The 11,357-nt window shown below is 42.1% G+C and carries 13 protein-coding genes; 8 read left to right on the top strand and 5 right to left on the bottom strand.

Translation table 11 applies throughout. From position 1 onward, the window contains the following. Positions 1–70 precede the first annotated feature (70 nt). Genes serS through nth form a run of 3 tightly spaced genes read left to right on the top strand, consistent with a single transcriptional unit; the run spans position 71 to position 3,170 of the window. Positions 71–1,366 carry a serine--tRNA ligase gene (gene serS / locus IQ264_RS10045; RefSeq protein WP_193980634.1) on the top strand — a complete coding sequence of 432 codons (1,296 nt, stop codon included), beginning with the start codon at positions 71–73 and terminating at the stop codon, positions 1,364–1,366. 38 nt (positions 1,367–1,404) lie between these two features. Continuing rightward, entirely contained in the window at positions 1,405–2,496 is a 1,092-nt protein-coding gene (rseP, locus tag IQ264_RS10040; RefSeq protein ID WP_193980633.1) for an RIP metalloprotease RseP, read from the top strand. Beyond that, positions 2,493–3,170, top strand: a complete 678-nt coding sequence (gene nth / locus IQ264_RS10035; protein ID WP_193980632.1) for an endonuclease III — start codon at positions 2,493–2,495, stop codon at positions 3,168–3,170. The genes rseP and nth overlap by 4 nt, the downstream gene beginning before the upstream one ends. Here the strand turns inward: nth and IQ264_RS10030 are convergent. Both IQ264_RS10030 and IQ264_RS10025 read right to left on the bottom strand, forming a co-directional pair. Continuing rightward, the gene (locus tag IQ264_RS10030; RefSeq protein ID WP_193980631.1) at positions 3,165–3,404 is read right to left on the bottom strand and encodes a hypothetical protein; all 240 of its coding nucleotides are present in this window, start codon (positions 3,402–3,404) and stop codon (positions 3,165–3,167) included. The genes nth and IQ264_RS10030 overlap by 6 nt on opposite strands. A gap of 6 nt (positions 3,405–3,410) precedes the next feature. After that, positions 3,411–3,677, bottom strand: coding sequence for a GIY-YIG nuclease family protein (locus IQ264_RS10025; RefSeq protein ID WP_193980630.1), 267 nt, complete (start codon positions 3,675–3,677; stop codon positions 3,411–3,413). 123 nt (positions 3,678–3,800) lie between these two features. Between IQ264_RS10025 and rpsN the strand changes: the two genes are divergently transcribed. Further along, positions 3,801–4,103: a 30S ribosomal protein S14 gene (gene rpsN / locus IQ264_RS10020; protein ID WP_193980629.1), complete on the top strand. Its 303-nt coding sequence runs from the start codon at positions 3,801–3,803 to the stop codon at positions 4,101–4,103. Between the two features lie 140 nt (positions 4,104–4,243). Here rpsN and IQ264_RS10015 read toward each other — a convergent pair whose 3' ends face one another. After that, positions 4,244–4,573, bottom strand: a complete 330-nt coding sequence (locus IQ264_RS10015) for a hypothetical protein (RefSeq protein ID WP_193980628.1) — start codon at positions 4,571–4,573, stop codon at positions 4,244–4,246. A 283-nt stretch (positions 4,574–4,856) separates the two neighbouring features. Between IQ264_RS10015 and aat the strand changes: the two genes are divergently transcribed. Continuing rightward, positions 4,857–5,432 (top strand): leucyl/phenylalanyl-tRNA--protein transferase, encoded by a 576-nt coding sequence (aat, locus tag IQ264_RS10010; RefSeq protein WP_193980627.1) that lies wholly within the window; start codon positions 4,857–4,859, stop codon positions 5,430–5,432. A gap of 50 nt (positions 5,433–5,482) precedes the next feature. Here aat and IQ264_RS10005 read toward each other — a convergent pair whose 3' ends face one another. Beyond that, positions 5,483–6,325: a DUF3598 family protein gene (locus IQ264_RS10005; protein WP_193980626.1), complete on the bottom strand. Its 843-nt coding sequence runs from the start codon at positions 6,323–6,325 to the stop codon at positions 5,483–5,485. A gap of 425 nt (positions 6,326–6,750) precedes the next feature. Beyond that, positions 6,751–6,942 (bottom strand): hypothetical protein, encoded by a 192-nt coding sequence (locus IQ264_RS10000; RefSeq protein WP_193980625.1) that lies wholly within the window; start codon positions 6,940–6,942, stop codon positions 6,751–6,753. A gap of 128 nt (positions 6,943–7,070) precedes the next feature. Between IQ264_RS10000 and IQ264_RS09995 the strand changes: the two genes are divergently transcribed. From IQ264_RS09995 to IQ264_RS09985, 3 genes are all read left to right on the top strand, one after another. Further along, positions 7,071–10,313: a Calx-beta domain-containing protein gene (locus IQ264_RS09995; RefSeq protein WP_193980624.1), complete on the top strand. Its 3,243-nt coding sequence runs from the start codon at positions 7,071–7,073 to the stop codon at positions 10,311–10,313. Positions 10,314–10,382: 69 nt separating this feature from the next. Continuing rightward, positions 10,383–10,946: a peptide deformylase gene (gene def, locus IQ264_RS09990; protein WP_193980623.1), complete on the top strand. Its 564-nt coding sequence runs from the start codon at positions 10,383–10,385 to the stop codon at positions 10,944–10,946. 21 nt (positions 10,947–10,967) lie between these two features. Beyond that, positions 10,968–11,162, top strand: coding sequence for a hypothetical protein (locus tag IQ264_RS09985; protein WP_193980640.1), 195 nt, complete (start codon positions 10,968–10,970; stop codon positions 11,160–11,162). The last annotated feature ends 195 nt before the right edge of the window (positions 11,163–11,357 follow it).

Raw genomic sequence — 11,357 nt, 5'->3', positions numbered from 1 at the left:
CTTCTTCCCAGTCCCCAAACCCCAATCCCCAATGGTATGCTGGTTTATTGGCTCCAAAGAGTAGAAATCTGTGCTAGACCTCAAGCAAATCCGGGAAAATCCACAATACGTCCAAGATCGCTTAAATCTGCGTGGTGCTGGTCAATATGACATTCAACCGATATTAGAATTAGACCAACAGCAAAGACAATTAGAGCAAGAACGCAGCCGACTGCAAGCGCGTAGCAACGAAATTGCTAAAATAATTCCTGCCAAAATTAAACAAGGTAGCGACCCCAAGGGCTCTGAAATTTTAGAATTGCGGGAAGAGGGCAACAAAGTTAAAACCGAAATTGGCGAACTAGAGCCAAGGGAAAAGGAACTAAAATCCCAACTAGAAACTTTACTGTTAGCACTGCCCAATTTACCCAGCGAAACTACACCCATTGGGAAAAACGAGGATGACAATCCAGAAGTGCGGCGTTGGGGAGAAGAATATAAAATTCAACATTCGGTGTTACCGCATTGGGAAATAGGGGAAAAGTTGGGGATTTTGAATAGCGATCGCGCTGTCAAAGTTGCCCAAAGTCGGTTTATCATGCTTAAAGGAGCAGGAGCCGCCCTAGAACGAGCATTAATCAGCTTTATGCTCGACAAACAAACCGCAGCAGGTTACATCGAAGTTCTTCCCCCATTATTAGTTAACAGCCAATCTCTCACCGCCACAAGTCAACTGCCCAAATTTGCCGACGAAAGTTTTAAATGTCAAGATGACGACCTTTGGCTAATCCCCACAGCAGAAGTACCTGTCACCAACCTTTACCGTGACGAAATTCTCGAAGCATCTCAATTACCAATTCGTCACTGCGCCTACACCCCTTGTTTTCGTCGGGAAGCTGGCGCTTACGGCAGAGATACCAAAGGATTAATTCGCCTGCATCAATTCAACAAAGTCGAATTAGTTAAATTCGTACATCCCGATAAGTCCGAAGAAGAACATCAAGCACTCGTGCGCGACGCAGAGGCAATTCTCCAAGCCCTCAAGCTACCTTACCGAGTAATTGAACTTTGTACCGGAGATTTGGGTTTCGGGGCTGCAAGGTGCTACGACTTAGAGGTGTGGCTACCTTCTGCCAATAAATACCGGGAAATTTCCAGTTGTTCCAACTTTAGAGATTTTCAAGCCCGACGGGGTAGCATTCGCTTTAAGGAAGCTGGGAAAAAAGGGACTCAGTTTGTTCACACCCTGAACGGTTCCGGGTTAGCTGTAGGTAGGACAATGGCAGCAGTGTTGGAGAATTACCAACAACCAGATGGGACAGTAAAAATACCTGAAGTGTTGCAACCTTATCTGGGGCGAGAGGTACTCTACGAAACAGCAACGTAGAATGAAGAAATGTGTAGATTTAGCAGCATAAATTATCTATGTCAGTTTTGGCAGCGATCGCAGTCTTAGCTATCCTAATTGTGGTACATGAGCTAGGCCATTTCATGGCGGCTCGTCTTCAAGGCATCCATGCCAATCGTTTTTCCCTTGGTTTTGGCCCGATACTTTGGAAATACCAAGGCCCAGAAACCGAGTACGCCGTTCGTGCTTTTCCCTTAGGTGGATTTGTCGGTTTTCCTGACGACGATCCAGATTGTAAATATCCCCTTGATGACCCGAATTTACTCCGCAATCGTCCCATTTTAGACCGAGCGATTGTGATTAGCGCCGGAGTAATTGCTAACCTAATCTTTGCTTATTTAGTGTTAGTAATTCAGTTTGGAATTGTTGGTGTTCCTAAAGGAATTAACTATCAACCCGGAGTACTTGTTCCGCAAATTATCTCCGAAAATTCACCCGCCGCAGTTGCAGGTATTAAAGCTGGAGATGTGATTCTTTCAGTTAACGGTAAAGAACTCGGTGCTGTTAAAGAAGCTCCAGAATTACTGAAAACAGCAATTCAAAACTCTGCCAATAAACCAATTCAAATCACTGTAGAACGGAATGGGGTAACAGGCTCTCTGGAAGTAACACCAGAAGCAGGAGCCGATGGTAAAGGGCGAGTAGGCGTTCAGTTAGTTCCTAATGGCAGCCCAATTTATCGTCGTCCTAATAATATCCTGGAAATCTTTAGCCTCGCAGCCGATCAATTCCAACAAATCTTTGTTGGAACAGTGAAAGGTTTTTATCAGTTAATTACCAACTTTAAGGAAACAGCAGCTCAAGTAGCTGGGCCTGTGAAAATTGTTGAAGCCGGGGCAAAGTTGGCAGAATCTGATATCAGTAGACTATTTTTGTTTGCCGCTTTGGTTAGTATTAACTTGGCAATCATTAACATTTTGCCGTTACCAGCTTTAGATGGTGGGCAGTTGGCTTTTTTACTAATTGAAGGGTTGCGTGGTAAACCTTTACCAACTCATATTCAAGATGGTGTCATGCAAACTGGGCTAATGTTACTCTTAGGACTAGGAATCTTTTTGATTGTCCGAGATACAACCCAACTTGAGTGGGTACAAAAGTTACTTCAGTGAGCATTACTCGTAAATTAGCTAACAAGCAGCAAAGAGCGTTGGAGATTTTGATTCGTTTAAAGCGACTTTATCCCGACGCTACTTGCACGCTTAATTATGAAACTCCGGTACAATTGCTGGTGGCAACGATTCTCTCCGCGCAATGTACTGATGAGCGAGTCAATCAGGTAACGCCGGAATTGTTTCGCCGTTTTCCTGATGCGGAAGCGATCGCCAAAGCCGACCGCACCGAGTTAGAATCTTTGGTACGTTCCACAGGCTTTTACCGCAACAAAGCTAAGAATATCCAAGGCGCTTGTCGCATGATTGTGGAAAAATATCATGGTCAAGTGCCAAAACGGATGGAACAATTGCTGGAATTACCCGGAGTAGCCCGAAAAACTGCTAACGTAGTTTCAGCCCACGCTTACGGCATTTTTCACGGCGTAACAGTAGATACTCATGTTAAACGCCTGAGTAACAGATTAGGTTTAACTGAACATCAAGACCCAATTCGTATCGAACAAGATTTAATGAGCCTTTTACCCCAACCTGATTGGGAAAACTGGTCAATTCGCCTAATCTATCACGGTCGCGCTATTTGTACCGCTAGGAAACCCGACTGTAACGCCTGTGTCTTAGCTGACTTATGTCCTTCCGCAAATTTAGAGAGTAGGGGGATGCTTTCGCTATGACACAAGAGTTTGGCTTGCTTTCCTCTCAATATCCATTCCTGATAGCGGTTTACAATCTACAAAACTAACTGAATCTGGATCGAGAAAACCAGATATTGCCATTTCTAACACCGCTTCTACCGGATATTCAATTTCTGCTGAGTATGCAATCAACGCCTGCTTAATTTTATTGGGAAGTGCATCAAGAAAAGCATTTGCAGCAACTGGTGATAGGTGTTCGGTTGCAGTTTCCATTATGCTTTATTCCTCTTGCCTGATACGAATGTTATAGCGTGGTTTAACAGTCTGAATCATTAGGACTTCTATTTCCAGGGCTTGCAACCACAGCTGATAGGTTAATACCGTTGCAACTATTCTTACATCATTTGGGTTGAGGCGATCGATAAATGCCCAAGCTAAAGCTTTATGCCCACCTCGTAACCTTTGCCTGATATTAACAGCTTTCCCTATATAGAGAATACCCTCAGATTGATGGCGAAATGCGTAGATACCAGAGCGGGCAGGCACGCTTGTAAACTTGAAACTTTCTTCCTAACTCAAAACTTTCCCTACTCCCTGTTAAAAAATTGCCCAAAAAAGTTATGATAAAAAATGCTGTCTTAATGGTTCTACAAGGAACAAAAGTTTTTCATGGCTAAAAAGAGCATGATTGAGCGCGAGAAAAAGCGCCAAAAGTTAGTGGAAAAGTACGCGGAAAAGCGGGAAAATTTATTAGACCAGTTTGCTAGTGCGGCTACTCAACAAGAAAGGTTGGCAATTCATCGTCAAATTCAACAATTACCTCGCAATAGTGCTCCTACTCGGTTGCGGAATCGTTGCTGGGTGACTGGCCGCCCCAGAGGATATTATCGTGATTTTGGTTTGTCTCGCCACGTACTCCGGGAATGGGCGCACCAAGGTTTATTACCTGGGGTTGTTAAGTCTAGCTGGTAGATAATGACAAGTGTTGAGTTATGAGTGTTGAGTCAATTATTAACTCAAAATTCTGTAAGGGCGGGTTTTGTTGTTAATTCTTTTGCTATGAATAAAGAGCTATTTGCCAAACCCGCCCCTACAACTCAAAACTATCATTATCATTGTCCACAACAGCGATCGATCCCTAAACTGTCTAAAAGTATGTCACTGACAGCGTTGGCGATCGCAAACTCACTATAAAAACTTTGAGAAAAGTCAAACGCCTGCATCTCTGTGACAATGGCAATTACCAGAGATCCTAAGTCGTTTTCCCCTTCCATGCGTTGTCGCGCATAAATTTGCGCGGCGCGATGAGCAATTTGCTGATTAACTGCTTCTGGGATAAATTCTCGATCGAGCCATCTCTGTAAATTTATGCGTAACCATTCTGCCTCTTGTTGAGGGTTTTGTGCGGATGGAAGTGTAATTGATGGAATTAGTTCTGCCATTTTCGATCGGAATATAGTGTGGGAGGGTGAGAACCTTACCTTTTTCAGGAGGGCATGAAACCGGACGCAAAGTATATTAAAAAACAAAATTTGGTACAATGCGTTGCCAACTGTAGCTGAACTCCGTACTACAATTGCTTGGATGATTTCTGGTTATGATTGTAACTCCTGAAGGATTAGCTGTCTCAATAAATAATTTAGATGCGTGACAGTTTATCAGGGAAATTTAGGGAATTAAAAACGGATAAACTCATAACTAGCAACTTGAGCTACTAACTAATCCATGCAAGTTGAAATTAAAGGAATTATAGAGGGATATGCCCAAGGTTTCTTTTTAATGGCAGATGAAACTGGTATTTTAAACTGGTACTCTAGCCATAAACGTGCTTTAATCCCACTTGACGATCGCTTTTGTTATCCCAAATCTCTTCGTCGGGTGATTAATCAAGAACGGTTTCAAGTTGCCATCAATCGAGATTTTAATGCTGTAGTAGAAGGTTGTGCTAACCGAGAAACTACTTGGATTTCTCCCGAATTAAAGCAGATTTATCAAGCACTTTACCACGCTGGTTGGGCTTATAGTTTTGAAACTTGGCAAGGGGATCAATTAGCTGGGGGAATTTTAGGAATAGTCATTGGTGGTGCATTTATTGGCGAGTCAATGTTTTACCGGATTCCTGAAGGATCAAAAGTGGCAATGGTAAAATTAGTAGAACATTTGCGATCGCGTAAATTTGTCTTTTTTGATGCTCAAATGAACAATCCCCACTTAGAACGTTTTGGTGCATTCATAGTTACAGATAAAGAGTATCAAATCTTACTCAAAAAAGCTCTAAAATATCGCGGTTCTTTCTGTTAAAATCTTACCTTACCGAGACCCCCGACTTCTTCAAGAAGTCAGGGATCTAATTATAACTTTCTTTCTTTTACCAAAGTCAAACTCACCCATTCCCCTTTTTCATTATAACTACGAATTAATCTTTGTCTTTCTTCTGGAGAATGTAACCAACCCACTTCTAAAAAAAAGCTTTGCCCAAATTTAATTTTAGTTGGGCAAGTAGAAGAAGCGCCATTAGGTAACAATAAAACTTGTACTTTTTGGGTGCCTTGTTCAAAATAGAGAATTGAACCTTGAATTTTCGCAACTGATTCAATAGTGCGATTAGCAAAACATAACTGTTGCAACAATTCCCCTGATTCATTAAGATTAATTTTTAAGTGAGTGGGATAGGTATCAGGCGATCGCCAATCAGGATATATTGTTACAGCTTCACCTACCCATTCTCCCAACAATTGTTCAACTGTTAAATCAGGAATTTCTCTCGGTTGAGTACCAGCTAAAATCTCCCGAATCAAAGTAATTTGTTCTAACTCACTATTTTTATTAAACAATTGTACTAAGCGCAAACGGCGATCGCGTAGCGTGCTGTTAGGCGTATCGCCAGCGATCAATCCCAACTCCGCCCCAAACTCCGAAAAAGGCCCGATTTGCATCGATCCCTGAGAAAAAGCCCCATTTTCAAAAAATAAAACACCACGTCCCAAAGAACTATATTCTAAAACCGTTTCTGATACTTCCCCAGTAGGTAAAAATCTCACAATTTTTTGGCGAATAGTCTGATTATTATTTAAGCCTTCTAAAGAAACTATTGTCGGAGCATCGCCCACTAATTCGATCGTTGGCGAAAACCGAGTAAAAGAACCTTGCCATTCTCCCAAATTTTCTAATAAACATTCCCACTGAGACTTCATATTGTTAAACAATGATATTGCTTTAATATAAAACTTTATATTTATATCATATCAAGTAACTTTTGGCTAGAGTTGGAAGTCATATCTTGTATTAGTGTCTTCTTTCCAGCAGAAGCTCTCAAAAAATATACTAATTTTTGTAATTAAACACTTGGCAAAATCAGGTATAGTTTGCTTAAAATATTAATTGACTTTCATCCTAAATTAGATAGGCTTATCACCTATTTAGTACGCTACGCGATCGGTCAACTCTGCATCCCTAATGTTGGCTAAAGCATCTATAACCAGGGTGAACATTGTACCTGGGTAGCATCAGACAAAAAAAGCATAGTAAAATCTGTGCTTTTATTTACACCACCGCTCCATTAAAACCATAAAACCTCTATTGAATATGTTAGTTTTATCAGTAAAAGAATGTAGCAAAATTAGCTTGCTATTGATAAAGGTAGAGTTAAACTTTGGATATCACAAATAGTGACAATCAACTTGCCATAATAGTTCAACCAAAGATTAACTGGAGTAAGCGCCAGTGAAAAGCTCGTATAGTTTACATTTATCACCAAAACTCCCAGAGTTCTGGCAACCTCCAGTAGTACAGAAGCTAAAAAAAAGTGCATCAGTCATTACTCTTAAACCAATAAAGCTGACACACAAAAGTATCTTTGTTGAAATAAATGCGAATAATGACTCTTTTTAGACCTAAATCGTTAGATTATATGGATTAGGTAGTGAGGAGATATAGACAATGGCAACTATCATCGGTACTCCAGGTAACGACTTTCTAGTAGGTACAAAAGATGCTGACCTGATACTTGGGTTAGCAGGTAATGACACCGAACTAGGTTTAGAAGCCGAAGACACCCTCTTTGGTAATGAGGGTCAAGATATCATCTCTGGTGGGTTAGGCAACGACCTGATTAACGGCAACCAAGGGAAAGATCTACTCAACGGCAACCAAGACAACGACACCGTATATGGTGGCGCAAATAATGACCAAGTAAACGGAGGTAAAGGCAACGATCTACTATTTGGAGACTTAGGAAATGATTCTGTCTTCGGTGACTTAGATAACGATACAATTTTTGGTGGTGCTGGATTTGATTACCTCGATGGCAACGCAGGTAATGATCTCATTAACGGCAATGAAGACAACGACACTATCTTTGGTAGTGACGGCAACGATTTACTATACGGTGGTCAAGGTAATGACCTGTTAGTTGGAGACACAGGACTTGACACCATCTTTGGTAACTTAGGGAACGACTCCCTCTATGGTGGTGAGGACGATGACTACATCAACGGTAACGAGGGAGATGATTTCCTCAGTGGGAATGATGGCAACGATACCGTTTATGGTGGTCAAGGCAATGACAGCATTTTTGGTGGCAAAGACAACGACTTCCTATCTGGCGACAAAGGGAAAGACACCATCTTCGGTAACTTAGGCCGTGATAGCATTTTAGGCGGTGAAGATGACGACTTTCTCAACGGTAATCAAGACAGAGACACCATTTTTGGTGGTCAAGGTAATGACACAATTTTTGGTGGCGAAGACGACGACATACTTTACGGTGACAAAGGCAACGATACAATCTTTGGCAACTTCGGCAATGATAGTTTGTTTGGTGGCGTAGGGGCAGATTTCCTCAACGGTAATGAAGACAACGACACTCTCAATGGCAATGAAGACAACGATACCGTTTATGGTGGTCAAGGTAATGACATAGTGAGGGGAGGGAAAGGCAATGACTCCCTATTTGGTGACAAAGGTTCTGATACTATTTACGGTGACATAGGCGCAGATACCCTCACTGGGAATAGTGGCGATCCAGGTACTCAAGATATCTTTGTCGTTGGTTTAACTGGTGACGCAACGGCTAAAACCACAGGTGGTCTTACCATAGCAGATGCCGATGTTATTACTGACTGGGATGAATGTATAGATAAAATTTCCCTCACAGGTGGGCTAAGTTTCGACGATATAGTTCTAGCACAAGGCACTGGTGCAAACGCAGGCAACACAATTGTTTCAATTTCCAATACTTTTAAAGGTAATGGTGCAGGTGAGTTTTTAGCAGTCCTCAAGAATGTCAGCTTGAACAGTATAGACGGCACCTCGTTCATTAATAGTGATGGTACGTTTGGCCCAGCTAGAGCAATTATTGTAGCTACCGATCCTATAGCAGTTGAACCAATAACCACACCTAATGGCATTCTGCAAAACAACGGCGAATTTACCATCTTTCTTCCCTGTGAAGCTGATAGCGATTTACCAATTACTTACACCGTCAGTGGGCAAGCTACTCCAGGTGTTGACTTTGAAGGTTTAAGCGGTGTAGTCATTGTTCCGAAAGGTTCCGATAAAGTAACTATTCCCATTGTTCCGCTGGCAGATAGTGTAACTGAAACACCTGAAACAGTTACAGTTACCTTAAATGCTAAAGGTGCTGGCTTTGTATCAGGAACGCCTCAAAGTGCCACAGTGACAATATTAGATGCTGTGCAAACTACAAATAAACCCGTGGTTTTCGTCACTGCACCTCAACCTACAACTAAAGAGGGTAGTACTCCTGCGGGTACATTTCAGTTTGCACGTACCGGGGGTGATATTACTCAACCTTTGGCGGTCAATTATACTGTTTCAGGTACAGCTACTCCTGGTACTGACTACACTCCAACTTTGAACGGTACGATCACCTTTGCCGCAAATCAGACTGTCTCAGACCTAATTACAATTACAGCTTCATCTGATAACATTATCGAGCCAACTGAGACAGTTGTCGTATCCACACTGCAAAACTCCAATTATGTTGTAGGCTCACAAAGTAGTGCGGCTGTGAGTATTTTGGAAGCTAACCCGTTAGTTGCTCCCCCTGCTGGTCAAGGCCCGATAGTTCGGTATAACTTGAGTGGAACTTTACAAGCAGGATCTTACACCACTTTTTTTGATGCGGTTGCAGCGTCTAACGATAACGACATTATTGTGGCGCAACCAGGAATATACAATGAACCGGGTCCTGTCCTGATCAACAAACCTTTGACTGTGCGTGGGTCGAATGCTGGTCTTAGTCCTGGTAGTGGTTCTTTAGGTCCCCAGAGTATTGTTAATGGTGCTGTCGGTCAACCAGTGTTCACGATTACTACTAGTCAGCCTGTTACTATTGAAGGATTGAGTATTAGTGGGAATGCTAATGCTCAGAATTTGATCCAAGGACTTACCAGCAACAGCAATCTTGTCATTCGCCAAAACCAATTTCTGGGAACAGGGCCTTCTAACGGTGGAGTCATCCGTGTAGATTTTGTGAATAATACTGGTTCGGCGACAATTGTAGACAACTTAATTCGTGACGTGGTAACTGCTGCTGGTAGTGTCACCAGTGCTATCCAGGCATTTCGGATTAACAACGTGACAATTACAGATAACGTGGTTGCTAACCTCAGAGGGCCAGGAATTGTGATGGATTCGATTACGGGACAAGGTTTGATAATTAATAACTCTGTAAGTAATGTCGGGGAGAATGGTATCCAGTTCGCGGGTGGTAACGGTACGATCTCGAACAATAACATCACAAACGCTAACCGGGGGCCAGATCAAAACCCGAATACTGGTGACGAAGATCCTAACAATGGTGGTATCCGCCTGAGAAATTCCGGTTTTGCGGGAAATTTAACTTTAGGTACTGTGAATGTTACCAGTAATGTGATCACCAACTCTGTGAATGGATTTGTGATTCGACCATTCCAAGCGGGAGATCCAGCAGGTGCGGCAGTGGTAGTTCCCAATACTGTTAAAGTCAACCAAAACAATTTGATCGGTAACGCGAAAGCTGGTCTTTTAAATGGTGCTACTGGTGGTACCCTTGATGCGACAAATAACTGGTGGGGTATTCCAACAGGGCCAGTAGTAGGTGGTACTGGACAAAATGCTATTACTGGCACAGGTGCTAACTCTGTCACTTTTAACCCCTTTGCTACTGCTCCCTTCTAAGCTGGGAATGGCAAGATAAAATTAAGAAAAGTGACAGCGTGAATTTAGTCCTACTCGCCATTATCTTCCATGACATCTGAGGTTTTAGTCGAAAAGAAAAAGTTAGATCAACCGCCTTTGGAAATCCATACTTTGGGCGATCGCGTTTTGCGTCAACCAGCAAAGCGCGTCGCTAAAGTAGATGCGGAAATTCGTCAATTAGTGCGGGAAATGCTGCAAACTATGTATAGTGCTGACGGCATTGGTTTAGCAGCACCCCAAGTAGCTGTTCATAAGCAATTAATCGTGATTGACTGTGAACCTGATAATGCCGCTAATCAACCTTTGGTGTTGATTAATCCCACTATCAAAGCTGCGAGTCGGGAGATTTGTGTGGCTCAGGAAGGTTGTTTGAGCATTCCTAAAGTTTATTTAGATGTGAAACGACCAGAAGCGATCGAAGTTAGTTTCAAAGACGAACATGGTCGTCCCCGCACTCTCTCTGCTAATGGCTTATTAGCACGCGCCATTCAACATGAAATGGATCATCTTAATGGTGTTTTGTTTGTAGACCGTGTGGAAAATGGTTTAGCTTTAAACCAAGAACTGAAAAAATACGGCTTTTCCACTCAAGCTGTTAAGCCAATAGCATAAGGAGAAATAGTTGTGGGTACAATGACTCCCAAAAGTGGTCTGTTTTTGATGGCTTCTTGTGTATCTGCGATCGCAGCTGTTGGCTCAATCTTTGAGCTGTCTTCAGGAAATCCAGACCTCGGCAACCTGACAACTGGAATTATTCTCGCTATTAGTTTGCCATTGGGAGGATTATTCTTCTTTGCAGCTGTTCGTAGTGCCCAAGCTAATCAATAATAATTGCATCAGATAGAAAGGAGTTAGGAGAGAGTTTGATTTTACATTCTCTCCTAACTCCAAAATTTTATTAATTTTTGTAAGTAGTGAGTCGAGGATTTGACATCTGTTTTAGCAGTGCAAAATCTCAAATTTAGCAATCTATAAATAAAAGGTAAGGAGCAAACTTTCACTACTTTTTAGTGACAGACAAAA

Origin of the sequence: [Phormidium] sp. LEGE 05292 (assembly GCF_015207735.1) — a bacterium.
Taxonomy (GTDB): domain Bacteria; phylum Cyanobacteriota; class Cyanobacteriia; order Cyanobacteriales; family Aerosakkonemataceae; genus Floridanema.
Note: the sequence above shows the minus strand (reverse complement) of the source record. Positions and strands in the feature narration are given on the sequence as shown.

Bases quoted from the DNA above. Each gene is read 5' to 3' on its own strand.
- rseP (WP_193980633.1), top strand. From the start codon at position 1,405: ATGTCAGTTTTGGCAGCGATCGCAGTCTTAGCTATCCTAATTGTGGTA.
- IQ264_RS10030 (WP_193980631.1), bottom strand. From the start codon at position 3,404: ATGGAAACTGCAACCGAACACCTATCACCAGTTGCTGCAAATGCTTTT.
- rpsN (WP_193980629.1), top strand. From the start codon at position 3,801: ATGGCTAAAAAGAGCATGATTGAGCGCGAGAAAAAGCGCCAAAAGTTA.
- IQ264_RS10015 (WP_193980628.1), bottom strand. From the start codon at position 4,573: ATGGCAGAACTAATTCCATCAATTACACTTCCATCCGCACAAAACCCT.
- aat (WP_193980627.1), top strand. From the start codon at position 4,857: ATGCAAGTTGAAATTAAAGGAATTATAGAGGGATATGCCCAAGGTTTC.
- IQ264_RS10005 (WP_193980626.1), bottom strand. From the start codon at position 6,325: ATGAAGTCTCAGTGGGAATGTTTATTAGAAAATTTGGGAGAATGGCAA.
- IQ264_RS10000 (WP_193980625.1), bottom strand. From the start codon at position 6,942: ATGCACTTTTTTTTAGCTTCTGTACTACTGGAGGTTGCCAGAACTCTG.
- IQ264_RS09995 (WP_193980624.1), top strand. From the start codon at position 7,071: ATGGCAACTATCATCGGTACTCCAGGTAACGACTTTCTAGTAGGTACA.
- def (WP_193980623.1), top strand. From the start codon at position 10,383: ATGACATCTGAGGTTTTAGTCGAAAAGAAAAAGTTAGATCAACCGCCT.
- IQ264_RS09985 (WP_193980640.1), top strand. From the start codon at position 10,968: ATGACTCCCAAAAGTGGTCTGTTTTTGATGGCTTCTTGTGTATCTGCG.